Here is a 25,978-nt window from a genome sequence, read left to right on the forward strand (position 1 = left end):
ACAAATATAAATCCTGAACAAAGTTTCAGGATTTATATTTGTATTTTTACTTTCAACCCGCCACTCGTATGAAAGTTACTTTTTATCAACCGATGCATTCTGTTTTGAAAGATTATATTGAAGGATACTATTTTATAGAAAAAGATGATCATCAGAAACCTGTAAAATATCTTACATTTCCGGACAATTACTTTATTGTATCAGCATGTCAGGATGTCTCTGTTACACAGGATAAAGGATGGGTAGAAATTACCAGATCTTCTTCTGAAAATATTGTGGTTGATTTTGTATTCAGATGCTCTGTTCCTACTGAAATTTTTTATCGGCAATCGGTTAATGAAGTTACCGTTTACTTTAAACCCTTAGGTATTTATCATTTTTTTAATGCTGATAAAAGCGAAGATCTGGAGCAGGAAATCCTTCTTTCAGATTTTACTGATATTATGAGCGCTGTTTTAAAAGAGTCTGACAGGAGAATGCAAATTGAAATACTGGAAAACTATTGTCTTTCCAAATTCCGGCCCAGAGACTTACATCTGGCTTATACCCTATTGAATGATTTTGAAACAGAAATGAATATCGAAGAAATTGCAAAAAAAAATAAAATCACAAGGCAATATGTCAACAAAGTTTCTCAGCGATATCTGGCTAAACCCGCTTCGGAATTCAGAAAAATACAGCGGTTTCGTAATGTTTTGATTTCAAATAAAAAATCCAGAAATCTTACAGAACTTTCCTACGAACATCTGTTTTATGACCAGTCTCATCTCATTAAAGATTTCAAAGAACTCACCAGAATAAGTCCGGGAAAATTCTTTGAACATGTAGATACAGAGAAAAATAATGTCTGGCTATTTATCTGAGTTTCCATTTTTACAATTCACACAAATTTCATTGAAATACATTTGTTGAAATATTAAATCCTTATTTCAATGAAAAAATTATATCTTGGGATTTCCCTTTTCACTTTCTTATTTTCGAGTGCCCAGAAAAATGATATTTCAGTAGTGCTTGCTGATATTACCGAAAAAGTGAAAAGCCATTATATTGATAAAGAAACTTATAAAAAAGTAGACTCTTTATTTCAAAGTGAGCAGAAAAAAGGAACTTTTAAAGACCTCAATAAAAAAGATTTTGCGGATCTTCTTACTCAAAAGTTAAGAACAACGATTAAAGACGAACATTTTTTTGTTAAATATCTCGAAAACTACACGCCTGAAAAACAGATGAGTGAGAAAGAAAGAGAGAAATTGAACAATGAACACAATAGTCTTGAAAATTTTGGATTTGAAACAGTGCAGCGACTTCCAGGGAATATCGGGTACATCAATTATAAAGGTTTTGCCTCTCCTGAAGCCAGTGAAAAAACATTGACCGCCACCATGAACTTTGTTGCCAATACCCATTCTCTGATTATTGACCTTCGGGAAAACGGAGGTGGAGAAAATGGGATGCTTCTTCTGTTTTTAAGCTATTTTTTTGATCAGAAAAAAGATCTTTATACCACGTATTTCAGACATAATCAGAAAACGGTTATAGACAGTACTCAACCCAAAGTTTCCGGACAGAAATATCTTCATAAAAAGATTTATATTCTTACCAGTAAAAAAACTTTTTCGGCCGGAGAAGCTGTAGCCTATTTTTTGCAGCAATATAAACTTGCCGAAGTAATTGGTGAAAAAACAGGGGGTGCCGCTAATCCTGTAGATCATTTTATGGTTCAAAATCAATATTTACTGCTTGTTCCGGCAGGAAAAATAACAGCTTTAAGCACTCAAAAGAACTGGGAACATATAGGAGTGATACCCGATCAGGAAGTGAAAAGCGAAGATTCTTTAAAGACGGCTCACATCAAAATTTTAAAAAATATAATAGTTTCAGGAACAAAAACAGAACTGACCTTACCTGAAATAAAAAATCTTATTTATAAATTAGAACAATAAATACCTGTTATGTCATCAATCATTATCAATACATCCAGCGAAAAAGACCTCGAAATACTTCAGAATATTGGTATACAAACCTTCACTGAAACCTTTGCAGAAGATAATACTGAAGAGGCTATGAAAAAGTATCTGGAAGAAAGCTTTACTACTGAAAAGATAAAATCAGAACTGAATAATCCTGATTCATTTTTCTATATTGCCTGGGAAGAAGACAATCCGGTTGGTTACCTGAAAGTTAATTCCGGAAAAGCGCAGACAGAACTTCAGGATGAAACCAGTCTGGAAATTGAAAGAATCTATGTAAAGAAAAGTCACCACGGGAAAAAAGTAGGCCAGCTTCTTTATAATCAAGCTCTGGAAACGGCTAAGCAACTGGGTAAATCATACTTATGGCTTGGGGTTTGGGAAGAAAATCTGAGAGCACTCAATTTTTACAGGAAAAACGGATTTGTTGAATTTGATAAGCATATTTTCAGACTTGGGGAAGAAGAACAGACGGATCTGATGATGAAAAAAGTATTGGATTAATTTTCTTCAAAATAGAAAGATTGTATTTAACCACTGATTACACAGATTTTCACAGATGATTATGTAATACAATTCTTTATACCTTCTAAATGTCAAAATGAAAAACTCAGAATTTGTAAATCAGATCAATACCTATTATCCTTTATCTGAAGAAACGATTAAAGATTTATTGGATATCTGTACAGAAGAATACTATAACAAAAATGATCTTTTGCTGGAAACCGGGGCTATGGCAAGATATTATTATTTTCTCAAATCCGGATTGATAGGATATTATACAATAGATGAACAAGGGGATAATATTTACAAAATCTTTTTTGAGGAAAGCAGTTTTGTAGCTTCTACGGCCGCCATTATTAAAAATGAACCCAGTGATTTCACAATTATTGCACTGGAAGACTGCACAGTGATACAATATCCTGCAAAAGCCTATCGGGAATTGCTTGAAAAGCACCATGATCTGGCACTTTTTCATATGCATTATCTGGAGAAAAACTGGGTGGTAAAAAAAGAACCCCTGGAAGTTTCTCTGAAATATGAAACGGCAAAAAAAAGATATCTGCAATTAGTTGAAAACACCTCTCTTTATAACAGATTAAAACAGCATCATATTGCCTCTTATCTGGGAATTACGCCTACACAGCTAAGCCGGATCAAAAAGGAAATTCATGAAGATAAATACTAATTGCATTTTACCCATATTTTTAATAATCAGTCATTAATGATTTATTTCATGTTTCTGGGATATATTTTAATATTATTTTAAATTTACATTATTTCACAAATAAGAGATATAATTAAAATAGTAATCCAACATGAAACTACATCACACGTATTTCTATCATCCTGATTTCGTAGAAGATAATACAGCTGTTATTGAGCACTTTGAAAGGCGGGAAATTTCAATGCAAAAAATTCAGAATGCTTTAGGCAGGGCAGAACGTTATATTGTTCCGGAGAATTCCTCCGAAACTACACTTTCTATGGCAATTGAAGCTGCAAGAGGTGTTCTTAATGAAAGTAATATTTCTATTCTCGATATAGATGTTATTATTTTTGTAAGCAGTTCTCCCGAACATCATATTCCCTGTGATGCTATCCAGATCCATCATGAGCTTAACGGAAAACCGGATACCTTATGTTATGATATGAATGCCAATTGTATTGGAGCGTTTATAGCGCTGGATCAGGTATCAAAATATTTAAAAGGAACCCGGCCCGGAACAAAAGCCTTGGTAGTTTGTGCCGAAAAATTCTCGAGGATATTAGATCCTGACAACCCGATTACTGCTTTTTGTCTTTCAGATTCCGCTTTTGCTTTTATCGTAGAAAATGATGGAGACAATACCTCAGGGTTAATAGATGTATTATATCATACAGACAGCAGCTTTTGTAATACGGTATTGTATCCACCTAAAGGAAATTCGGAGCATCAGCATGGCGATCTGACAACCTGGGATCGTATTTTTGACGGCATGGGAAGTGTCAATTTTGCACTTGAAAATATCAGTCTTTTCTTAAAGCGTAACCAGATAAGTCTGGAGCAGATTGATTTGTTTTTATTTTCACAGTTTTCAATAAAGAATATTAATATTATCCGCGATTACTTTCAGTTGCCGGAAGAAAAAATTCCTTTTTATTCTAAAGAGCTAGGATATACCGGAGCTTCCAGTCCATTTTTAGCTTTAGACAGATACCAGAAAGAAGTAAAATCATTGAAAAAAGGAGATTATATTCTTATATGGACACTGGGGACAGGCTATCAGGCAGGATTAATGCTTTGGAAATATTAATCACTGGCTGATCTTATTTTAGCGAATTAAATAAAAACAAATTACAAAAGCTTCAACATATGTTGAGGCTTTCTTCTTTTTTCTTTCACAATTTTGCTCTGTCATAAGATTATTGGTATACTATATGTTTTAAAAAAGTATACCTGTAATTATCACTAATTAAACATTTTTCAGCATGAAGAAGCTTATCAACATTGTATTTGTAATGACTGCCTTTGTACAGTTATCAGCACAAAAAATTATTCATCAGGAAGTTTTCAGTCCGAAAATGAATAAAAAGATCAAAACAGTAATCATCACGCCTAATCTTCAGCCTAATACGAAGTATCCGTCTGTTTATATTCTTCATGGTTTCAGTGGTAATCCGGACAGAATTATGAAGCAGGATATTCCTGATTTGGTTAAAAAAGCTCAGGAATTAAAAACAATCTATGTACTTCCAGATGGAAATTACAGTTCGTGGTATGTAGACAGTCCGGTTGTTAAGGATTCGCAATACCAGACTTTTATTGGAAAAGAACTGGTAGAATTTATTGATAAAAACTACCCTGTAAAAGCAGAAAAAAAATTCCGTGGAATTTTAGGATGGAGTATGGGAGGCTATGGAGCTACCAACATCGGGGTTACCTATAACAAGACATTTGGTATCGTTGGAAGTTCATGTGGTGCCCTTGATTTTAATTCTTTTGGAGAAGGATATCAGAAATATATGGTGAATAAGGTTTTAGGTCCATTGGAATCTATCAATCCGAATTTCCTTACCGACAGCAAAATAAAACTGATGGCCGGAGCAGATCAGCAATATATTTTCGACTGTGGAACGGAAGACACTCAAATGATCAGTATGAACAGAAATTTTCATAAAAAGCTGACAGAAATGAAGATCCAGCACCTTTACACAGAATCTTTAGGCGGACATGTTCCTGAATACTGGAGCAGATCGTTATCCGAACAACTTTCTTTATTTGACACGTTTTTTAAGCAATAAATCCTTTTTTAAGTTTTGGCTAAAGCCAATCTTATCATAAACAATAAAAATAAACGGGCTAAAGCCCGCTTCTATTGATATAAAAAACCATCAGAATGAAATATCATATTTAAAAAAATACAATGAAGACTTTAAATATTCAATAGGAACGGGCTTTAGCCCGTTTAATAAAATAAATATAAATTCCGATGGCTTTAGCCAAAACTTACCACCTTTGATCCTTGTCAAGAATCAATCAAGTGAAATCAAATAAAAATCCTTTTCAAGCATTGCTTAAAAAGGATTTGTGATTGATTGAATGTTCAAAAATGCTAACTAAGCATTCTATTAAAAGTTTTGAAAGTTTTTGCCCAGATGTTCCTCGATCACAAAGAACGGATCTTCCGTAAGGGTGTGCGCTCTCATATCAATAAGGCTCACTTTACTCATCATACGAAGCATAATTCTTCTCTCACAAGGCTGTTCTATACCGTCAATATTTCTTACTCCTGCCCGGAAAGCCGATCTTCCGTGAGCACATAAGTGATTATTAACCAGAATCACATCTCCTGCCTGAGGCGTAAATCCCGAATAAATCAAATGTCTGGCTTCTTCCCAGAATTCATGCAGCGTATTCTGCGCTTCATCAGATTGTCTGATACTGGAATTGAACAACTGTTCAGCAGCATCAAAACGCATAAATGGAAGGCTGTAATTTCCATACAATACAGAATCTAATGTTTCCTCTTCACTGTTTCCCATTTCAAGATTGGCATCTTTCGGGATTTTATAGATGGGCTCAAAAAGTGGTCTGTACTTTTCCCCGACAGATTCATGAGAACGGATAGAATAAAGAGTAGAAGGAACCTGTTCCTCATTTCTCACATACATAAAGCTTAAAAAATCAGCCTGATGTTTCAGAAAAGCATCTTCTGTATGTACATACAAATCGGTTGAAGATCCTGATCCAGTCTGTGTTTCTTTCATTCTTTCATCAGGTATTATAGCATGGATCAGTCCGCCGCCTTTACGCTGTGAATAATACTGTACAGGTTTTGAGGGAAGCGCTCCATGAATAAGGGCACATGCAAAACCGTATAAATTAAATTTTGAATAATCAGCTGCCTGCCAGTTGGGAGGAGTAGAGCCTATATTCTCCTGATCGATATCCATTAATCCGGTAAAGATCAGTGCACCATATTGATTTTTTGAAAAGTCACTCGCAAAATCAGCCGCTATATTTAAAATTCTCTCGGGTAAAAAATAAGACGCCAGCTGATGCACATGCTTAATAAAATCACGGTTTTCATAAGTGTCATATTTTTTCTGAAGATGCAAAGCCGCATCTTTTATCATTCTTCTTTCCTGAGAGGTGACTTCTATGACCGTAGGAAGCAGTTTTACAGCTGTTAAACAGTCTTTATCTAAAATTTCTGTAGAATTCATTAAAAAAAATTTGGTGTTAAGTAATAATTTTTATCTTTGTTTTTAATTATTCTAAATAACAATAGCCGATTCAAATTTAGTAATAATTATGTAATCACCAAATAAAATATAATAAAAAATGTAAAATTTAAAAACCTGACTATCAGATATATATAACCGTATATCCAAAAACCCACAACAACTCACAGATTTAAAAAATCACATTACAAAACTTTTATGAACAACAATTTAATATCCCTAGAAGAGCTCACAAGCACAACTTCACCTCACATTTCGGGGAATTTTGGGAATATTTTTCACCCTGACAATTATGATCATTATCGTAATGCTGTCAACAGTACTTTAGACCTGGTTCAGGAATTTCTTCACAGAAACAACAAACCTTTCAGTGGTATAGAAGCCAAAACAATGAAAGGAATGGTTCAACAGATTGATCTTAATCAAAAATTATCCAACTATAATGAGCTACTGGCAGAAGTAGACGAAATCTATGTGAAACATGCCACAGCTTTTCATCTTCCACAATATGTAGCTCACCTAAACTGTCCTGTAGTAATTCCAGCATTGGCAGGAGAAATTCTTGTAAGTGCCATCAATTCTTCTCAGGATACGTATGATCAGAGTGCCGGAGGAACCTTTATGGAAAGAAAACTGATCGACTGGACTGCCGGACAGATTGGATATAACACTAATGAGAGCGACGGGGTTTTCACAGCCGGTGGCTCACAGAGCAACTTAATGGGATTGGTCATGATGCGTGACTGCTTTTCTCAGAAAAGATATCATCACAATATTAAAATGGATGGTCTTCCAGTGGAGGCAAGCCGTTTCAGAATATTTGTTTCGGATAAATCTCATTTCAGCAATCTGAAAAATGCTTCTATTATGGGATTAGGTGAGAAAAGTATCGTTAAAGTTCCTACAGACGACCGTTTCCGTATGGACATTTCTCTTTTAAAGAAATACATTAAAAGGGAAGAACAGCTAGGAAATATTCCTATCGGAATCGTAGCAACAGCAGGAACTACAGATTTTGGAAATATTGACCCACTGGATGATATCGCCAATATTGCTGAACATTATAACATCTGGATGCACGTAGATGCAGCTTACGGCTGTGCTTTATTGTTAAGTGATAAATACCGTGACCTGATCAACGGCATTGAAAGAGCAGATTCTGTAACGATTGATTACCACAAGTCATTCTTCCAGCCCATCAGCAGCAGTGCTTTTATTGTTAAGAACAAGAAAGAACTGTTGATTCTGAAACATCACGCCGATTATCTGAATCCGAAAGAGATGGACGAAGAGGAAATTCCGGCACAGATCAATAAATCCATTACCCAGAGTACCCGAAGATTTGATGCTTTAAAACTTTGGTTTACCATAAGAATGATGGGTAAAGAACAGCTGGCAGAATATACAGATACTGTGATTGATCTTACCAAAGATGCCGCAGCAATGATTACTGAAGATGCAGATTTTGAACTTCTTTCAGATTCTGACTTAAGTGTTCTTGTTTTCAGATATGTTAATCCGGAAATCAGTGATCTGAATGCCCTGAATCAGTACATCAAGATGAAATTGTTCTACAGCGGAGAAATCCTTGTAGCAAGTACAAAGGTTGACGGAAATTTCTATTTAAAATTTACCTTCCTGAACCCGATTACCACGACAGAAGACATTCATCAGATTCTCACCACAATCAAAAATCATGGAAAAGACTTTAATACAGAAAAATAAAACAGGAGAAAAAGCCCGGGAAATTACTTTCAGAATTCTGCTGAACGGAATGTTGAGAGAACTGGGAAACGGAAAATTCTACCAGGGAGTTCCAAAATATGATCTTCTCACAGCAAAAGCTCTACAGAACAGTGATTATTCACTGTTCATGAGATTTGAAATGAAGAAAAGCGGACTGTTTTTATTTGCCCCCGTTTCTTATCGTTCCGAAACTCTTTTTCATGAATACGGACCTGTTTTGTGGGCCGTTGACCATCAAAATCAAGCTGTTTTTGAAGTAAATGATGAAAAACTGACTGAACTGGTTTACACAGAGTTTTCTGAAACAACCAATGAAAAAGGATTCAGAAACTTTGCAGAAAGAATTCAAAGCAGTTTAAGAAATCTGGAACTCACAACTGAAGCATGTCTGCAAGATGTTCAGCTTTTAACGTATTCTTTCCTTGAGTCTGAGCAAATGCTTCCAGCCGGACATAATCTGCATCCTTTCACCAAATCAAGAATGGGATTTTCTGAGGAAGAACAGTTGTTATACGGTCCTGAATTCGGAAAAGGATTTCAGCTGGATTATTTCCTGATTCATAAAGACTGCATCACAGAAAAATCTCTCCCAGGGATTTCAGCAAAAGAAATCTTCGAAAAATGGACTTCTTTACCGGAATGCTACGATTTTGAAAACATCAATGATTTTTATATAGTTCCATGCCATCCATGGGAATCCCAATATCTTTTATCTACAGAAGAATATCCTGAAATGCTCGGTTCCGGGAAAATCATTCACATCGGCCCATTGGGAGAGGATTTTTACGCAACATCTTCCATAAGAACGGTGTATAATCCTGATTTCAGCTGGATGTTGAAATTCTCTCTGCATGTTTTAATGACAGGTTCTGTAAGAACAAACAGCTTAAAAGATCTCAACAGAGGATATGCTTCCGCAATCTGGTGGCAAAATGTAAAGCCTGCATTTGAACAAAGTTTCCCGAATTTTAAATTATTACTGGAACCATCCACGTTAAGCGTTCATTATGAAGGAAAAAATATGGACAGTCTGAATATACTGCTCCGCGAAAATCCTTTTTCCAATGAAGATAAAGTTGTTTTATTGGCAAGACTTTGCCAGGATGAATCTACAGATGGTTTCAATTTTACAACCCATTTCTTTAAAAATGTTGCGAATCAACTGGGAATGGAAGTGGAAAAAGCTGCTATTATCTGGTTTGAAAAATATGTGAATTTATTGCTTTCTCCATTGAACAGATTGTATAATCAATTGGGAATGGCTCCGGAAGTCCATCAGCAGAATCTGCTAGTTCAGCTGGATAACGAACTTCTTCCTGAGTCAATTTATGTAAGAGACGGACAAGGGTATCTGATCAAAGAAAGCTTTAAAGGAAAATATGAATCTCTGGTTAAAAATTACCCTGAAATTGAGGACCTTTTCATTAGGGATGAGCGTCTTCTGGATATTGTTTCCCACCATCTTCTGGTAAGTAACCTGAGCGCACTGATTGCTTCCATAGGTAAAACAGGTTTGGTGAAAGAAAGAAGACTGATCCATATCCTGTACAGAGAATTTGAAAACCTTCATAAATCTGAACCATCATCTTTAACGGATTATACATTGAATCAAAGATATTGGACCGTAAAATCAAACCTTCAGTCGGCAGTGTCTGATGTAGACGGCGGTGTGAATGCTTCTTCAATTTCTTATGCTAAAGTTCCGAACCTTCTTCATAAGCATTTCTTTTCGGATCAGTTAATCAATCCGCAGGGAACAGAAGTTTTCTTTAAAAGATACTTCCAGAAAGAAGATGTAACCATGAGCATGCGTCCTATAGATCTTGAAAACGATCTTGAAATGCTTCATGAATGGTTCAACCGTGAACATGCGGTAAAAATCTGGCAGATGAACTGGCCTATTGATGAACTGGAAACGTATTACAGACTGATGCTTCCAGGTGACGAAGCGCACAGTTATATCATTGCAGGAAATGATGAGCCTTCTTGTAATATCGAGATTTATTGGGCCTGCAGAGATATCGTGGGAGATTATTATGACGTATTACCTACAGATTACGGAACACACCAGTTTATCGCACCTACTGATCCTAAGAAGAAATTTGTATCTCCATCCACACAATCTATGGTCGACTATGTTTTTGCACAGCCACAGGTAGGAAAAATGGTAGGCGAAGGATCTGTAGACTCTCTTGCGTCTATGATGAACAAAGCCCATGTAGGCTTCAAAGTAGATAAAGTAATTGAAATGCCCCATAAAAAAGCCAATCTGAATTTCTGTTACAGAGAATGGTACTGGGAAAAATTCCCACAGAATAAAGAGGTACAAATCACCACAAACATCACAAAAAATGACTAACGAAGCCGTATACAATGTAATAGGCATAGGTATAGGCCCTTTCAACCTGGGACTTGCCGCATTATCTAATCCGATTTCGGAACTGAAAACCCTTTTCCTGGACCAGAGAGATGGTTTCGACTGGCATCCGGGACTGATGATTGACCATGTAACCCTGCAGACTCCATTTTTATGCGACTGCGTATCCATGGCTGATCCTACGAATCCTTTGACTCTTTTGAACTATCTGAAGGAAACCGGAAGATTGTATAAGTTTTTTATAAGAGAAGATTTTTTCATCCCGAGAAAAGAATACAACCGTTACTGCCAGTGGGTGATTGCACAGCTTCCACAATGCCGTTTTTCTACGCAGGTAGTGGATATCACTTATGAAGAAGGGTTGTATCATGTAACTACGATTCACACCAAAACAAAAGAAACAACTGTTTTTAAAACGGAAAGACTGATTTTAGGAACGGGGACACAACCTCATATTCCTTCTTTTATTCCGAAAGATGATTCCAGAATTATTCATACGAGTTCTTATCTGTATCGAAAAGAGGAGCTATTATCTCAAGGGAAAAAGATTGCGATTATCGGTTCCGGACAAAGTGCTGCAGAAGTATTCTATGACCTGCTTCAGAGCAGAAATGAAGAAACGCAGCTGGGTTGGTATTCCCGTCCGGACAGATTTTTCCCTATGGAATATTCTAAATTGACGCTGGAACTTACTTCTCCGGATTATGTAGAATATTTCTACAACAGAAGTGAGTCAGCAAGGAAAACCATTTTAAGCAAGCAGCAAGCTCAGTTTAAAGGAATCAATTACGATCTGATTAATGATATCTATGATTTTATTTATGATCTGAATATCGACAATGCTGATCCTAATCTTAAAATCATTCCTAACAGCCAGCTGAATAGGGTAGACAACAGTAATCCTGACTTTATCAACCTTGAGTTCACACAGCTGGAACAGGAAGTTCCTTATGATCAGGAAGCCGATTATCTGATTTTGGGAACAGGATACCGTTATCACGAACCTGCATTCCTTAAGAATATTCAGGATAGAATCAAAAGAGATTCCAGCGGATTGTTTGATGTCAACAGAAATTATTCAATAGACCACAACGGAGGAGAAATCTATGTTCTCCACGCTGAAGTACATACCCACAGCTATATTTCTACTGATCTGGGAATGGCGGCGTACCGTAATTCCTACATCATCAATGATATTCTGGGAAGAGAGTATTATAAAATTGAAAAGAAAATTGCTTTCCAGGATTTCGATGTGGAAAAATATGCTGATTTACCAACTGCCAAAATTTAATCATACAATGAACACCAACTTAAAAAATACCGTAAGCCAGGAAAACTGGAATCAGGCTAACAGAAACCTAATGGCCAAAACCATCGCAGAACTGATGCATGAAGAGCTTCTGAAACCTATCATAACCTTTGAAGATCAGGATGGATATACCGTTTTCAAACTCGAAACAGGATTTGAAAATATTTCATACCACTTCCGCGGACAGGAAAGGATGATGGATTACTGGCATATTGATAAAGACAGCATTACAAAAACCGAAAACGGTGAAGATCTGTCTGCCGTAGATGTGGCGGCTTTCTTCCTGGAAATGCAGTCTGTATTCGATTTGGATCCTTATACTATTGCAAGATACACGGAAGAATTACTGCATACGCTGTATTGTGATGCTTTGATTTTATCCAAAGGAGTAATGTCTTCAAAAGACCTTGCGGATGCAGATTATCAGACGGTAGAGCATAATATGACCGGACATCCGTGGGTAATTGTAAATAAAAGCCGATTAGGTTTTTCTCCACGTGATCTGAAAACATTTGCTCCTGAAGCAGATGAGAATTTAAAAGTGATCTGGCTGGCTTCCCATAAAAGCAGATCGTCATTCCAGTCTTTGGAACATATTGACCGAGAGCAGTTTTATCGTTCTGAAATTGGAGACTTGCTGTATAATGATTTTAAACAGCAACTGATAAGCGAAGGAAAAATTGTTGAAGACTATCATTTTATTCCTGTACATCCATGGCAGTGGGAGCATAAGCTTCAGATTCATTTTGCCGGGGATATTGCTTCCGGACTTTTAATTCAGTTAGGAGAGGGTAGTGATACCTACAGTCCGCAGCAGAGTATCCGTACTTTATTCAATGTAGATCATCCGAAGAAAAGATATTTGAAAACAGCTGTTTCTATTCTGAGTACAGGAAATATCCGGGGATTATCGCCTAAACAGATGAAAATTGCTCCAGCCATTACGGATTGGGTAAAAGGCTTAATAAAAGATGATGCATACCTTGAAAATAAAGAAACTATTTTCTTAGGAGAAGAAGCTGCCATCACTTATCTGCACCCACAGTACGGAGCTATTACCAGCGTTCCTTACCAATATAATGAATTCCTTGGCGCATTATGGAGAGAAAGTGCTGAAAACTATCTGAAAGAGGATGAGCAAATGGTTACCATGGCTTCTTTACTGTACGTAGACGAAAGCGGCGTTCCATTAGTTCAGGCATTTGCTGAAAAAGCAGGCCTGAGTATTGAAAAATGGATTGAAAGCTATCTCGATGCTTATCTTACCCCATTATTACACATCTATTACACGCATTCATTATGTGTAACGCCGCACGGAGAAAACATTATGGTTGTTTTGAAAAACGGAGTTCCGCAAAGAATTGTGATTAAAGACTTTGTAGATGATATCGTTTTGACCACTGAAGCAAGAGAAAAGCTTCCTGCACACCTTGCAGATGGTTTGATCCAATCTTCCAATAAAGAAAACATCCCATTGTTTATTTTGCTTGGAGTTTTTGATGCTTTCTTCAGATATCTGTCGAATGCTTTACATACGTATTCCAACTTTAATGAAGAGAAATTCTGGAAACTGGTTCACAACTGTGTAGAAAATTATAAAGCAGAGAATACTCACCTTCAGGAACGATTTGAAAAGTATGACCTGTATGTGCCTGCATTCAAAAGATTCTATATCAACAGTCTGCGTCTGAAAAATAACGGTTACAGTGAAAATAAAGCATTTGCCATTCCAAGAAAAGATGGAGCATTGCCCAATCCGCTGTACCAGATTGCCAATAAAAACTCAGTAGCAGCAGTATGAGGAAATTCCTGCATATACTAAAAGAAGGAGCGGTTTTTGCCTATGGAGCTGTTGCCGGAAAAAAAGTCGAGCTTACTTCCGGAAGCATCAACCGTTCCATCTTTAGTCTTGCCATTCCCATGGTGATGGAACTTGTGATGGAGTCTGTCTTTGTGAGCGTTAATCTATTGATTATCGCAAAATTAGGCGACAAGGTTCTTGGTCTTGTGGGAATTACAGATAACTACATCAATTTTGCTTATGCCATCGCAGTAGGTCTTGGTATTGCCGCAGCAACACTTATTGCAAGAAGAGCCGGAGAAAAGGATCACGAAGGAATGGGCAGAACAGCTCAGTATATTATCCTGCTTGCCCTGTTTTTTGCCTTGTTGATTGGTGGTATCTCCTGTTATTTCTCTGCTGAAATTGTTGATTTCCTTGGGGTCAATGCCAGTACGGTAACAGATGGAATTTCCTTTTCAAGACTGGTATTTCTGAGTATCGGACTTGTGATTCTCCGTCTTTCGGTGAATGGACTTTTCAGAGGTGCCGGTGATGCAGATATTGCCATGAAATCGCTTTGGATCTGCCATATTTCCAATATCATATTTGCCATAATCCTTGTTTTCGGATTAGGATTTATTCCTGCTTTTGGGTTGATGGGATTGGCGTATGCTACGGTTTTATCAAGGACATTAGGGGTTTTATACCAGGCTTTCATATTGGCTACGGGAAAAACCAGCATCAGCATCAGAGTTCCTTTCCATGTGGATATTCCATTACTGCAGAAGATTCTGAAAATAGCCTTTGGAGGATTGGTTCAGTATATCATTCCAACATCCAGCTGGCTGATTATGGTAAAGATCATTTCTACCTTCGGAACAACAGCGCTGGCAGGATACATTATTGCCCAGCGTATTGCTTCGGTCGCAACAATGCCTGCCTGGGGAATAGGAAATGCAGCGGGAGTGCTTACAGGACAGAATCTGGGTGCCGGAGAACCGGAACGTGCAGAAAAAACAGTCTGGAGGGCAGGAACCATCAACATGACTTATCTGGTCATTGTAGCCTTATTCTGGCAGATTGCTGCTGAATATGTGGTGAAATTTTTCACTACCGAACCTGAAGTTGCAAGATACGCGGTTCAATACATCCATGTGGTTTCTATAGCTTATCTGCTGTTAGGATTCACGATGGTGATCAGCCGTGCATTGAATGCAGCCGGAAATATTATGCAGGTTACACTGCTTTATATCGTCATGTTTTACGTGATTCAGCTTCCTCTGGCTTATCTCTTAGGAGTAAGGTTTCAGTGGGAACTGAGAGGAATATTTACCGCTATCGTTTCTTCGGAAATTGTTTTGGCTGTGCTATTCCTAATGATTTTTAGAAATGGAAAATGGAAAACTATAAAAATTTAAAATGAACACTACAGAAGAATTTTATGAAATTATCGCCTCTGCCATCGCCATCAAAAAAGAACTGGTAGATGAAAAACTAACGTATCAGGAAATCCCGGAATGGGATTCTATGTCTCATCTTCTGATCGTAGAAGCGCTTGAACAGTTTTATCAGATCAAATTTGATTTTAATGATATTCTGGAGATGGGAACCGTCGGAAAGATTCGCGAAAAAATGAAAAAATACGAAGTATTCGTAGAAAACTAAGCCTATGAAAATTTTAGAAAATGTAATTGCCAATAAGAACCTGGCGTTTACAGATGCTTCCACCGGTACAACAATATCGGTGGGAACACTGTACCGGTCTTTAGGCTTAAACCCCGTAGAAAAAGGCCTGCTCTTTTTGTACAATGACAATCAGCTGCCCAGCGTTGAGGTGCTCCTCAATTTTTACGGAACAGCGCACACGATAGCGGTATTGGGCCAAAAACTACATGAGGAATTCAAAGAACGTATTGAGGCGGAATACCGTCCAAAATATATCTTTGATCCACAGAGAGAAGCTATTGAAGGATACAGCCTGAAAGAATTCTCAGATCATATCAGAATTTTTGCAAAGGATGATTATAAACCTGAGATTACCATTAATCCTGAAATTAAAATCCTTCTAAGTACTTCAGGAACTACAGGTGTTCCGAAGCTGGTTAAATTATCTGATGAAAGTCTTTATCAGAACGCATTGAGCATCCTTCAGTATATGCCGGTTCAGGAAACTGATGTAGTTCCTTTAAACGTTCCGATCAATTTTGTATACGGATTCTCTATTTTCACGACCAACTGTATGCGTGCCGGAAGAATTGTCTGTACCGATAAAGACATTATGCAGAAAGCATTCTGGGATGAAATGGAGGAGTACGGTTACAGTACTTTGGGTGGAGTACCTTTTCTTTATGAAAACCTGAACAGAATAGGATTCTTCAGAAAAGATTCTCCAAGCCTGAGATATTTTACCCATACCGGAGGCGTAATCAACGCTGAATTGAGAAAAACCATTTTCTCTTATTGTCATGAATTTAAAAAAGATTTCTTTGCACAATACGGACAGACTGAAGCAGGTGGAAGAATGGCTTATCTTACTACAGAAGGATTGCTGGAAGGGGAGACTTCTATCGGAACTCCTGTACACAAAGGAAGTTTCAGAATTGATCCTGAAACCGATGAACTTCTCTTTTCACACATCAGTATTTTCGGAGGTTACGCCAATAAGCTGGAAGATTTGACAACGTATGATCAGCCTTCTGTACTGCATACCGGAGATACTGCCAGAAAAGGTGAAAACGGAATATATTATATCACAGGAAGAATAAAGCGTATCATGAAGCTTTTCGGAATACGCCTGAATCTCGATGAGGTAGAATTTATTCTTAAAAATGAGATGCAGGGCAATACCTTCGTATGTCTGAATGCCAATGATAAAAAAATTGTTGTGCTGTATGACAATCCGGACATTGATCCTCAGATCATCACCGAAACCATTAAAAATAAGCTGCGTATCAATCCACAATATGTACGCACAGAACGTATAGAATCATTCCCATTATCACAAAACGGTAAAATAAACTATCCCCTGTTACAAAACTTACAGCATGAAAACATCTAAAACCCTTATATTACTTCTTGGTCTTGCTTTATCTTCCAACTCGCTTTCTGCACAGCAGGGCGACAGAATTCATGGCAAAATCATGCTGTCTGAAAAAGCACCGGTAAAAAACGCTGTTTTGAGACTTGTGAACACGTCTTATCAGGCAAAAACCAATAATTTAGGAGAATATTACTTTGAAAATGTGCCACCTGGAGAATATACGCTTCAGGTGGTTTTAAATGACATTGAACTGATGAAAGAACCCATCCACATTCAGAAAGATGTCTATGAAATTCCTGCAATCTACGCTCCTTTACACAATAATGTGATTGAGGGAATTACCGTATATGCAGTGAGCAGAAATAAATTTTTGGATAAAGACAGTACTTCAGTGGCCAAAATGCCTTTGAAAGTTCTTGAAAATCCACAGGCTTATACAAGCATCAACCAGCAGATCATGAAAGAACAGCTTACTTACGATATTTCGGAAGTATTGAAAAACGTTCCGGGTATGGTAAAAATGCAGGGAAGCCCGGGAAGAGGCTCCGGAGACGGAAGTTTCTACTACAGCCTTAGAGGTTTTCCTACCAAAGTATCCATGGTAGACGGTGTTCCGGCAACCACCAACGGAGAAATAGATCCTGCCGATCTCGAGCGTCTGGAAGTGATTAAAGGACCTTCAGGAACATTATATGGAGGTGCGGTAACTTCGTTTGGAGGTTTGATCAATGCTGTAACCAAAAAACCGAAAGACTATTTTGGAGGAGAAGCTTCTTATTTGATGGGAAGCTACAATCTGAACCGTGTAACAGCTGATGTTTACGGACCGATTACGGAATCCAGAAATATGTTATTCCGCTTAAATGCAGCTTATCAGTATCAAAATGGTTTCAGGGATTCCGAATTCAGGAAATCATTCTTTGTAGCACCTACAGTTAGTTATCAGGTTAATGAAAGGCTTAAATTTAACTTAGGAGCTCAGATTTATAATTATGAAGGAACAAACACTCCGATTATTTTCCTGACCAGAACAAGGCCTTATGTTGCTCACAACCCTGATGAACTTGGCTTCGACTGGAAAAGGTCATACTCCAACAATGATATGACCCTAAAAGCTCCATCTATCAATGTAAAAGCAGAGGCTAATTACAAAATTTCAGATAAATGGACTTCGCAAACGTTGCTTTCAAGAAACTTCAGAAAGACGGAAGGATTATATCAATATCAGTTTATCAGAGGAACAACCAGTGATGCTCTGTTGGAACGTAACGTACAGTGGCAGAACTCGGAAGCTTCTTCCACAAGTGTTCAACAGAACTTCAACGGAGAATTTAATATTGGAAAAATTAAAAATAAAGTGTTGATCGGATTAGATTATTTAAATCAATCTATCAACAATAATCATTCTCCGATTGTAGTGTATGATTATATTGATGGGACAAATCCTTCAGGACCAGTGGTAGCACCAGTAACAGGAATATATGGTAATATATCCAAAGATCTGGCACTGCAAAAAATTCAGGCTTTTACCCAGGCTGCAATGCTGGTGGGTAAATCTCCATTGGTACGAAATACCACAGCATCCAATCTTTATGGAGCTTATATTTCAAACGTAACCTATATTACCGACCGTTTGATTACGCTGGTAAGTTTGCGTATGGATCATTATGAAAGTAAAGGACAGCTTAATCTGAATGATAACAAACGTGCGGGTGAATTCAAACAGACAGCCTGGTCTCCTAAAGTAGGAATCGTATACCAGATCCTTAAAGATCAGTTATCAGCCTATGGAAACTATATGAATGGGTTCAGCTATACAGCACCTGTTACACAACAGTTGGCAGATTATAGCGGAGATATGAAGCCACAGATGGCCAACCAGTGGGAAATAGGATTGAAAGGAAATCTCTGGAGAAACAAAATTAATTTTACCGTTTCATATTACGATATTCTTGTTGACAATATCCAGAGAGGAACCGGAGTGATCCGTGACGGAAAAGAATATAATATTGTTGTTCAGGATGGAACGCAGAGAAGTAAAGGAATTGAAATTGAAACGATCATGAACCCTGTTCAGGGATTAAATATTATGACCGGATATGCCTACAATCACAGCAGATATGAAAAAGCTGATCCTGCTGTAGATGGGCGCCGTCCGGAATCTGCGGGTCCTGCGAATGTATTCAATTCCTGGATCAGTTATATTCTTCCCATCAAAGGATTTCAGGGACTTGGAGTAGGTTTCGGGGTAAACCGTGTAGGAAAACAGATTACCGGAAATAAAGTTGTAACCGGGCAGTTTATATTTCCTGCCTATACTTTGGTGAATGCTTCTATTTCCCTTGAAAAAGAAAGATACAGATTAGGATTTAAAATGAATAACCTAGGCAATGTACAATACTTTGCAGGGCAGGGAGTAGTAGTCGCTCAGATGCCTCGTAATTTCGTTGCTGAGGTAAGCTTTAAATTTTAAGGATGAAATTAAAGTTTAGAAAGATTGCATATCAGTTACATCTATGGCTCGGACTCACGTCCGGGCTTATAGTTGTTATTATGGCCGCTACAGGATGTATCCTGGCTTTTGAAGAAGAATTAAAACATCTTGTTCATCCCAACAGATATTATGTTGAAAACATTGGAAGAAAAAAGCTTTCATTATCTCAACTTACGGAAAAAGCAGAAAAAGCACTTCCTGGAGGCTTAAAGGTCAAAAGGGTAGTGATGTCTTCCGATCCTTCACAAACCTATGTATTCCGAACCCTTAAAATGGATAATGAAGCATGGACCTATTGGGGAACTTATCTTTATTATTACCGTGTGTATATTGATCCTTATACCGGAAAAGTACAGGAAGTGGAAGATGCCAAAAAGGATTTTTTTGAAATTGTACTGGATCTTCACAGAAGGCTTTTGCTGGGTGAAAAAATAGGGAAAACAATTACCGGTTATTCCACACTGGTGTTGGCGATCATTCTTTTTTCGGGGCTTGTGATATGGTATCCCCGTAAAATGAGCAAAAGCATGCTGAAAGGAATGTTTTTCATTAAATTATCAGCCAACTGGAAAAGAATCAACTATGACCTTCATAATGTACTGGGATTTTATTCCGTAATTCCTTTGCTTATTATTTCTTATTCCGCATTGATATGGAGCTTTGAAGATGCAGACAAATGGATAAAGAATACATTAAATGGAAACATTCCCACAGAAAAGAAAGCCAAAAGTAACATATCTTCCGGAGAGTTTTCAAACCGGGAAAATATTCTCAATCTGGTTGGAAATACCATGGAAAAAGGATTAAAAGACAAAAAATCTGCGCTTATCAATTTTCCAAGATCAGAGGAAGGTACTTATTATGCTGAGCTTACCTATGACGGAAGACAATACAGAAACGAACAGTTTAATTTTGATCAGTATTCAGGAGATATCTTAAAATCTCAATCATATAAAAACAAAAATATCGGATATGGAACCGCATTGAGAGAAAGAAATTATGACCTTCACACCGGAAGTATTTTGGGATTAACGAGCAGAGTCATTTATTTTCTGGCAGCAATGATCGCAACATCACTTCCCATTACCGGGTTTATCATTTATTTAAATAGAAAAAAGAAGAAACCAAAACATAAGAAAAACAAAATAGTTTATCCTTCTCATCATTAATAATAGCCTCTGGAAAGGGGCTTTTACTTTTTACAAAAGATTTATTTTATCCGTTTAAATAAGTTTAAAATGATACCGCAGAACAGTTTATATAAGATGAAAATCAAAGATTTTAAAATCTTAGGTGTACTTTATTATGTATGAAATTTAGCTTAAAAAACTTAAGTGTTTAAAAACTTTTGTGACTTTGTGGTTAAATTTAAAAGGTTAAAACGTCATATTATCCAGTATCAATTTTATCGAAGATAAAATCCTTGCGCCTTAAAACAAGTTCTCTTAATCTCAATTGCGCCCTTGCGTTTTCCAACTAGTAAAATAATCAGCTTATCAATCCTTTCACGTTTTTTGAAAAAACCTCAATCCCTTTATTCATTTCTTCAATATTCAAATCCCCAAATCCCAGACGCATTGCGGTCAACCCTTTATTCTGATACAATAACGTTTTGGGAATAAAAAGATTGTCTTTCGCACAATTTCGGCTCAGCTGCATCAGATTCAGTGGAATATTCCATTCCAGCCATATGGCAAGTCCTCCGGAAGGTTTCTGAAAAGATATCAAATCACCCAAATTTTCCTCCAGCAATCCGGAGAAGTAATCACGCCTTTCCTGATAAACTTTTAAAGATTTCTTCAGATAGCGATTGATTTCTCCTTCTGCGATCATTTCTCCAAGTGCCCTTTCCATCAGAATATCGCCCTGACGGTCTATAATTCCCAGATATTTACGCATTTCTGTCATAAGATTTTCCGGAGCTACAATAAATCCTGTCCTGAATCCGGGTGCCAGAGATTTCCCGAAAGAACCGATGTAGATTACCATTCCATTTGTGTCTGCACTGGCTAAAGGAAGAATAGGACTTTTATCATAATGAAATTCATAATCGTAATCATCTTCGAGAATAATAAATCCATATTCATGGGCCAGTTCCAGCAATTCAAATCTTCTTTGAGCACTCAAAGCAACCGTAGTAGGATAGTGGTGGTGCGGTGTAAGATAAAGCATCCGTATTTTTTGTTTTTTACAGGCTTCCCGTACGCTTTCTACGATAATTCCTTCTTCATCAATGGGAATCGAAACAATGTTAACACCAGCTTTCATAAAGATCATATTGACGGAAAAATAACTCAAAGCTCCCACCAATACAGTATCACCGGCAGAAAGAAGAATTTCTGAAACAATATAAATACTCATTTCTGTACTTCTGGTAATAAGAAGGTTATTCTTGGAAATAGGAAGTCCGCGGGAAAGATTCAGATATTGGGATAAATGTTCTTTAAAAAATTCACTTCCGTCATGATTGTAATGTCCAAAAGCTTTTTGACTGGATTTACGTTTCAAAATAGAACTGTAAAACCGGGAATGCTGTCCGATTTGCGTTAAACGGATATCTGGTACCCCATCATTGAAGACATACTCACAATCCGAATGTTCAAAGGGATTATCTAAGATATTAGATGTTTTGAATGAAAAACCAGTCGTTATTGGATAGTTTTGAAGATTATTTTGCTCAAAATCGTTCACTTTTACAGGTTTTTCCTGATCTTTTCCAATCACAAAAGTTCCTTTGTTCGGAAAACTCTCTGTCCAGCCCTGCGCCGACAGTTCATCATAAACTGCAACTGCTGTATTTCTATGGATTTCCAACATTTCACTGAAGGTTCTTGTTCCCGGAAGTTTTGTTCCAAAAGGTAAAACACCTCGCTGAATGGAATTGATCAGCTGATTCGCAATCTGCAGATAGATAGAAGTCTCTGATTTTCTATCAATCTTTATAAAACTTTCATAGGGAATTCTAACCGGACTATCCATAATATCAAAACTGGCACCATATAACAATCCGGCAATATACTACTTTTGAACATCAAAATAAAAATCTATGGAATTTCATCATCTGTTAAAAAGAATTGTACAGGACGGAAACACCCACGCCAAATGGTTGAATACGCTTTCATTTATGGAAAATGCCGGTGCAAGAAAAATATCAAAATGTGAACATCCAACGTTGGTTTCTCAGATCCAGCTGAAACATGCAGCTGAAGAACACCGCCACGCTTATTACCTGAAAAAGCAGATTGGTAAAATAAATCCTGAACTCTGCAAAACCTACGAAAGCACAGAGCTTCTGGCACCTATTGCAACAAGTCAATATCTTCACTCATTGGATATAAAAGCCTGTCGCTACCTTCAGAAAGCTTTTAATCTTGATAAAACAGATATTAAATATGCTGCCTATCTTTTTGTAACCTATGCGATTGAAGTACGTGCTGACGAACTTTATCCGGTTTATCAGGAGGCGCTTACTGAAGCTTCTTCTAAAATCATGGTAAAATCTATTATCCTTGAAGAAGAAGGACATCTGGAAGAAATGATTAACCAGCTTAATGAATTTTCACCAGATTGGAAAGACCATGCAGATCATATTCTGACCATAGAGAAAGAACTGCATGAAGAGTGGATGAATGCTGTTACAGAAGAAGTTGCTCAGTTACATTATGCTTAATAATATCCTTCGTTTTCAGCAATCCCTTGACAAAAGGAAAGCGGAAGGAACATTAAGGCGCTTAAGGCTTCAATCTGAAGGAGTTGATTTTCATTCCAATGATTATCTGGGTTTTGCACAAAATAAAGAGCTTCAAAACATTTTGCTGCAGAAGGTTATAGAAAATCCTCAAATGCTTTCAGGAAGTACAGGTTCCAGACTGATCAGTGGAAACAGCGATGTTGCCAATTCAGTGGAGCATTTTATTGCTCAGCAACACCATTTTGAATCGGCGTTGCTTTTCCCGTCAGGATATAATGCAAACCTTGCTTTGTTTTCAACGCTTCCCAGCCGTCATGATACAGTGATTGTGGACGAACAGATTCATCGGTCCGTACATGATGCGTGTCAACTTTCGAATGCTAAAAAATTGAAGTTCAAACACAATGATCTTGAAGATCTTGAAAATGTGTTAAAAAGACAGGAAGGTCATTGCTATATCGCGATAGAAAGTCTGTACTCGATGGAGGGAGATTTTGCTCCTCTTCAGGAAATTGCAGCGATTGCAGAACGGTATAAAGCTTCTTTGATTGTTGATGAAGCCCACGCTTTCGGAGTTTTTGGATATGGATTGATTGAAAAATATGAATTGCAGAAACAAGTTTCAGCAGCCGTTGTAACTTATGGGAAAGCCCTTGGAGCTCACGGAGCAGCAATTCTTTGCAGTGAAACAGTGAAATCTTATCTGGTCAATTTTGCGAGTCCGTTTATTTATACGACATCAGCGCAGGATTTTCAGTGGATAAGCATAAAAAGCGGATATGAATTTTTGGATCAAAATATTGAGCTGTCTAAAAAACTTCAGGATAATATCAGGATTTTCCGAAGCCAAAATCTAGATTCTCCATCCGCAGAAACGAGTCCGGTTCAGGCTATTCTAATCCCGGATAACCAAAAACTGAAAACAGTACAGGACACTTTATCTGAAGAAGGATTTTTAACCTATGCTATTTACAGCCCAACGGTAAAAGAAGGTAGTGAACGCTTGAGAATATGCCTTCACAGCTTTAATACAGAACAAGAAATTATGAAACTGACAGAAATTATTAAAGAATTTATGTAAGGTATAATTTTTAAAACCCGAAACCCGAAACACGAATCCCAAATCAAAACATGAAATTATTTATAACAGGAATAGGAACCGAAATAGGAAAAACAGTTTGTTCAGCTGTTTTGGTTCAGCATTTTAAAACAGAATACTGGAAACCGATACAGTCCGGAGATCTACATTACACAGACAGTCATAAAATTGAAGCATGGACAGATACCAGCTTTTGCCATCCGGAAACTTATCGTTTACATCTGGCGGCTTCACCACATCAGTCTGCAGGAGAAGAAAATATTACCATCAATCTGAATGATTTTCAACTCCCAAAAACAGAAAACCCACTGATTGTAGAAGGAGCGGGAGGTCTTATGGTTCCCATTTCAGACACTACTTTTATGATTGATCTGATTGAAGAATTAAACCTTCCGGCAGCATTGGTCGTAAGAAACTATCTGGGCTGCATCAATCATAGTTTACTCTCAATCTTAGCCTTACAACAGAGAGAAATTCAGCTGGAATATTTAGTTCTTAATGGAGATTTCCCGGAAGATACAGAAAGAGTGATCTGCAGTTTTATCGAAAAAGAAACAAAAATTATAAGGATTCCGGAGATCAATCATACCGATAAAGAATCAATACAAAATGCTGCAAAGCAATTAACAATAACAAAAATAGGATAATGGATACTAAAACAACATTGAGAAACAACTGGACCAAAGAGGAAATTGAAGAAATTTATCATTTACCTCTGATGGAACTTATTTATAAAGCAGCAACCGTACACCGCGAATGGCATGACCCTTCTGAAGTACAGATTTCTACATTATTATCCATCAAAACAGGTGGATGCCCTGAAGACTGTTCCTACTGCGGACAGGCAGCACGTTATCACACCAATATCAAAGTACAGGCTTTATTACCAACTGAAACCGTAATTGAACACGCTCAGAAGGCGAAAGATTCCGGATCATCAAGATTCTGTATGGCAGCAGCATGGCGTGAAGTTCGCAATAACCGTGATTTTGACAGAGTAATTGATATGGTAAAAGGCGTAAATGAACTTGGTCTGGAAGTTTGCTGTACGCTCGGAATGCTTACGGAAGAACAGGCTTTAAGATTGCAGGAAGCAGGACTATATGCTTATAATCACAATCTTGATACTTCTGAACAGTATTATGAAGAAATCATTTCCACCAGAACTTTTGACAACAGAATCAATACGATCAATAACGTAAGAAAAGCAGGAATCACAGTGTGTTCCGGAGGAATTATCGGACTTGGTGAAACACACAGAGACAGAATTTCAATGCTTCTGACGCTGGCAACAATGCCAAAACACCCGGAATCTGTTCCTATCAATGCATTAGCAAGAGTAGCTGGAACGCCATTAGAAGATAATGAAAAAGTAGATACCTGGGAAATGGTAAGAATGATCGCTACCGCAAGAATTGTAATGCCATCCTCTATGGTAAGACTAAGTGCCGGACGTATAGAAATGTCAGAAACAGAACAGGCATGGTGCTTTATGGCAGGTGCCAATTCCATTTTCACGGGAGAAAGAGAAACATTATTGGTAACGCCTAATCCGGGAGTTTCTGAAGATATGCAGATGCTTCAGACCTTAGGATTGAAACCTATGATGAAAAAAGAAACATGCTGCTAGTAAATTATAAATGATAAATAATGAGTGATGAGCTGGATTATTAGTATTATGATTTTTATTGCAGCATTGATATCTGATTTCATCAGTACTAGTATTAGTTTTTAACGCTAA

21 protein-coding genes are annotated in these 25,978 nt (G+C 37.3%); 19 read left to right on the plus strand and 2 right to left on the minus strand.

Annotated features, from left to right (window positions below; genetic code table 11):
• Positions 1 to 68: 68 nt before the first annotated feature.
• The 6 genes from J2786_RS05580 to J2786_RS05605 all read left to right on the plus strand — a co-directional run bounded on the left by J2786_RS05580 (position 69) and on the right by J2786_RS05605 (position 5,255).
• Positions 69 to 863 carry a helix-turn-helix domain-containing protein gene (locus J2786_RS05580; protein ID WP_047430507.1) on the plus strand — a complete coding sequence of 265 codons (795 nt, stop codon included), beginning with the start codon at positions 69 to 71 and terminating at the stop codon, positions 861 to 863.
• Between the two features lie 69 nt (positions 864 to 932).
• Positions 933 to 1,943 carry a S41 family peptidase gene (locus J2786_RS05585; protein WP_047430503.1) on the plus strand — a complete coding sequence of 337 codons (1,011 nt, stop codon included), beginning with the start codon at positions 933 to 935 and terminating at the stop codon, positions 1,941 to 1,943.
• A 9-nt stretch (positions 1,944 to 1,952) separates the two neighbouring features.
• Complete coding sequence (locus J2786_RS05590; protein ID WP_047430501.1) at positions 1,953 to 2,474, plus strand: GNAT family N-acetyltransferase; 522 nt, start codon at positions 1,953 to 1,955, stop codon at positions 2,472 to 2,474.
• Positions 2,475 to 2,571: 97 nt separating this feature from the next.
• On the plus strand, positions 2,572 to 3,159 hold the full coding sequence (locus tag J2786_RS05595) for a Crp/Fnr family transcriptional regulator (RefSeq protein WP_047430499.1): 588 nt from the start codon (positions 2,572 to 2,574) through the stop codon (positions 3,157 to 3,159).
• Between the two features lie 130 nt (positions 3,160 to 3,289).
• Positions 3,290 to 4,267: a 3-oxoacyl-ACP synthase III family protein gene (locus tag J2786_RS05600; RefSeq protein ID WP_047430495.1), complete on the plus strand. Its 978-nt coding sequence runs from the start codon at positions 3,290 to 3,292 to the stop codon at positions 4,265 to 4,267.
• A 175-nt stretch (positions 4,268 to 4,442) separates the two neighbouring features.
• Complete coding sequence (locus J2786_RS05605; RefSeq protein ID WP_047430492.1) at positions 4,443 to 5,255, plus strand: alpha/beta hydrolase; 813 nt, start codon at positions 4,443 to 4,445, stop codon at positions 5,253 to 5,255.
• Between the two features lie 327 nt (positions 5,256 to 5,582).
• Here J2786_RS05605 and J2786_RS05610 read toward each other — a convergent pair whose 3' ends face one another.
• Entirely contained in the window at positions 5,583 to 6,680 is a 1,098-nt protein-coding gene (locus tag J2786_RS05610; protein WP_047430489.1) for a Fe(II)-2OG oxygenase family protein, read from the minus strand.
• A gap of 216 nt (positions 6,681 to 6,896) precedes the next feature.
• Here J2786_RS05610 and J2786_RS05615 point away from each other — a divergent pair, with 216 nt between their 5' ends.
• The 9 genes from J2786_RS05615 to J2786_RS05655 are packed head-to-tail and all read left to right on the plus strand — an operon-like array spanning position 6,897 to position 20,616.
• The gene (locus J2786_RS05615; RefSeq protein WP_047430485.1) at positions 6,897 to 8,423 is read left to right on the plus strand and encodes a pyridoxal phosphate-dependent decarboxylase family protein; all 1,527 of its coding nucleotides are present in this window, start codon (positions 6,897 to 6,899) and stop codon (positions 8,421 to 8,423) included.
• Positions 8,395 to 10,803 carry a GNAT family N-acetyltransferase gene (locus J2786_RS05620; RefSeq protein ID WP_047430482.1) on the plus strand — a complete coding sequence of 803 codons (2,409 nt, stop codon included), beginning with the start codon at positions 8,395 to 8,397 and terminating at the stop codon, positions 10,801 to 10,803. Before J2786_RS05615 ends, J2786_RS05620 begins: the two co-directional genes overlap by 29 nt.
• Positions 10,796 to 12,112, plus strand: a complete 1,317-nt coding sequence (locus J2786_RS05625) for a lysine N(6)-hydroxylase/L-ornithine N(5)-oxygenase family protein (protein WP_047430479.1) — start codon at positions 10,796 to 10,798, stop codon at positions 12,110 to 12,112. Before J2786_RS05620 ends, J2786_RS05625 begins: the two co-directional genes overlap by 8 nt.
• A gap of 7 nt (positions 12,113 to 12,119) precedes the next feature.
• A complete protein-coding gene (locus tag J2786_RS05630; protein ID WP_047433257.1) occupies positions 12,120 to 13,931 on the plus strand; it encodes an IucA/IucC family protein in 1,812 nt (603 codons plus the stop codon).
• Positions 13,928 to 15,331, plus strand: a complete 1,404-nt coding sequence (locus J2786_RS05635; protein ID WP_047430476.1) for an MATE family efflux transporter — start codon at positions 13,928 to 13,930, stop codon at positions 15,329 to 15,331. The genes J2786_RS05630 and J2786_RS05635 overlap by 4 nt, the downstream gene beginning before the upstream one ends.
• A 1-nt stretch (position 15,332) precedes the next feature.
• Positions 15,333 to 15,578: an acyl carrier protein gene (locus J2786_RS05640; RefSeq protein ID WP_047374822.1), complete on the plus strand. Its 246-nt coding sequence runs from the start codon at positions 15,333 to 15,335 to the stop codon at positions 15,576 to 15,578.
• Between the two features lie 4 nt (positions 15,579 to 15,582).
• Positions 15,583 to 16,971 carry an AMP-binding protein gene (locus J2786_RS05645; protein ID WP_047430473.1) on the plus strand — a complete coding sequence of 463 codons (1,389 nt, stop codon included), beginning with the start codon at positions 15,583 to 15,585 and terminating at the stop codon, positions 16,969 to 16,971.
• Positions 16,958 to 19,426, plus strand: a complete 2,469-nt coding sequence (locus J2786_RS05650; protein WP_082001949.1) for a TonB-dependent receptor — start codon at positions 16,958 to 16,960, stop codon at positions 19,424 to 19,426. The genes J2786_RS05645 and J2786_RS05650 overlap by 14 nt, the downstream gene beginning before the upstream one ends.
• A 2-nt stretch (positions 19,427 to 19,428) precedes the next feature.
• The gene (locus J2786_RS05655; protein WP_047430470.1) at positions 19,429 to 20,616 is read left to right on the plus strand and encodes a PepSY-associated TM helix domain-containing protein; all 1,188 of its coding nucleotides are present in this window, start codon (positions 19,429 to 19,431) and stop codon (positions 20,614 to 20,616) included.
• A 319-nt stretch (positions 20,617 to 20,935) separates the two neighbouring features.
• Here the strand turns inward: J2786_RS05655 and J2786_RS05660 are convergent, their stop codons facing one another.
• Positions 20,936 to 22,426 carry an aminotransferase-like domain-containing protein gene (locus tag J2786_RS05660; RefSeq protein ID WP_047430467.1) on the minus strand — a complete coding sequence of 497 codons (1,491 nt, stop codon included), beginning with the start codon at positions 22,424 to 22,426 and terminating at the stop codon, positions 20,936 to 20,938.
• 67 nt (positions 22,427 to 22,493) lie between these two features.
• Between J2786_RS05660 and J2786_RS05665 the strand changes: the two genes are divergently transcribed.
• From J2786_RS05665 to bioB, 4 genes are read left to right on the plus strand one after another with little or no spacing between them, the layout of a single operon-like run.
• Positions 22,494 to 23,117 (plus strand): hypothetical protein, encoded by a 624-nt coding sequence (locus J2786_RS05665; protein ID WP_047430464.1) that lies wholly within the window; start codon positions 22,494 to 22,496, stop codon positions 23,115 to 23,117.
• Positions 23,110 to 24,219 carry an aminotransferase class I/II-fold pyridoxal phosphate-dependent enzyme gene (locus tag J2786_RS05670; protein ID WP_047430461.1) on the plus strand — a complete coding sequence of 370 codons (1,110 nt, stop codon included), beginning with the start codon at positions 23,110 to 23,112 and terminating at the stop codon, positions 24,217 to 24,219. Before J2786_RS05665 ends, J2786_RS05670 begins: the two co-directional genes overlap by 8 nt.
• Positions 24,220 to 24,269: 50 nt before the next feature.
• Complete coding sequence (gene bioD / locus J2786_RS05675) at positions 24,270 to 24,884, plus strand: dethiobiotin synthase (protein ID WP_047430459.1); 615 nt, start codon at positions 24,270 to 24,272, stop codon at positions 24,882 to 24,884.
• The gene (gene bioB / locus J2786_RS05680; protein WP_047430456.1) at positions 24,884 to 25,867 is read left to right on the plus strand and encodes a biotin synthase BioB; all 984 of its coding nucleotides are present in this window, start codon (positions 24,884 to 24,886) and stop codon (positions 25,865 to 25,867) included. Before bioD ends, bioB begins: the two co-directional genes overlap by 1 nt.
• Positions 25,868 to 25,978 lie beyond the last annotated feature (111 nt).

Source organism: Chryseobacterium vietnamense (assembly GCF_031454475.1).
GTDB lineage: Bacteria > Bacteroidota > Bacteroidia > Flavobacteriales > Weeksellaceae > Chryseobacterium > Chryseobacterium vietnamense.

Coding starts and splice junctions, on each gene's coding strand:
- J2786_RS05580 (WP_047430507.1), top strand. CDS start 69: ATGAAAGTTACTTTTTATCAACCGATGCATTCTGTTTTGAAAGATTAT.
- J2786_RS05585 (WP_047430503.1), top strand. CDS start 933: ATGAAAAAATTATATCTTGGGATTTCCCTTTTCACTTTCTTATTTTCG.
- J2786_RS05590 (WP_047430501.1), top strand. CDS start 1,953: ATGTCATCAATCATTATCAATACATCCAGCGAAAAAGACCTCGAAATA.
- J2786_RS05595 (WP_047430499.1), top strand. CDS start 2,572: ATGAAAAACTCAGAATTTGTAAATCAGATCAATACCTATTATCCTTTA.
- J2786_RS05600 (WP_047430495.1), top strand. CDS start 3,290: ATGAAACTACATCACACGTATTTCTATCATCCTGATTTCGTAGAAGAT.
- J2786_RS05605 (WP_047430492.1), top strand. CDS start 4,443: ATGAAGAAGCTTATCAACATTGTATTTGTAATGACTGCCTTTGTACAG.
- J2786_RS05610 (WP_047430489.1), bottom strand. CDS start 6,680: ATGAATTCTACAGAAATTTTAGATAAAGACTGTTTAACAGCTGTAAAA.
- J2786_RS05615 (WP_047430485.1), top strand. CDS start 6,897: ATGAACAACAATTTAATATCCCTAGAAGAGCTCACAAGCACAACTTCA.
- J2786_RS05620 (WP_047430482.1), top strand. CDS start 8,395: ATGGAAAAGACTTTAATACAGAAAAATAAAACAGGAGAAAAAGCCCGG.
- J2786_RS05625 (WP_047430479.1), top strand. CDS start 10,796: ATGACTAACGAAGCCGTATACAATGTAATAGGCATAGGTATAGGCCCT.
- J2786_RS05630 (WP_047433257.1), top strand. CDS start 12,120: ATGAACACCAACTTAAAAAATACCGTAAGCCAGGAAAACTGGAATCAG.
- J2786_RS05635 (WP_047430476.1), top strand. CDS start 13,928: ATGAGGAAATTCCTGCATATACTAAAAGAAGGAGCGGTTTTTGCCTAT.
- J2786_RS05640 (WP_047374822.1), top strand. CDS start 15,333: ATGAACACTACAGAAGAATTTTATGAAATTATCGCCTCTGCCATCGCC.
- J2786_RS05645 (WP_047430473.1), top strand. CDS start 15,583: ATGAAAATTTTAGAAAATGTAATTGCCAATAAGAACCTGGCGTTTACA.
- J2786_RS05650 (WP_082001949.1), top strand. CDS start 16,958: ATGAAAACATCTAAAACCCTTATATTACTTCTTGGTCTTGCTTTATCT.
- J2786_RS05655 (WP_047430470.1), top strand. CDS start 19,429: ATGAAATTAAAGTTTAGAAAGATTGCATATCAGTTACATCTATGGCTC.
- J2786_RS05660 (WP_047430467.1), bottom strand. CDS start 22,426: ATGGATAGTCCGGTTAGAATTCCCTATGAAAGTTTTATAAAGATTGAT.
- J2786_RS05665 (WP_047430464.1), top strand. CDS start 22,494: ATGGAATTTCATCATCTGTTAAAAAGAATTGTACAGGACGGAAACACC.
- J2786_RS05670 (WP_047430461.1), top strand. CDS start 23,110: ATGCTTAATAATATCCTTCGTTTTCAGCAATCCCTTGACAAAAGGAAA.
- bioD (WP_047430459.1), top strand. CDS start 24,270: ATGAAATTATTTATAACAGGAATAGGAACCGAAATAGGAAAAACAGTT.
- bioB (WP_047430456.1), top strand. CDS start 24,884: ATGGATACTAAAACAACATTGAGAAACAACTGGACCAAAGAGGAAATT.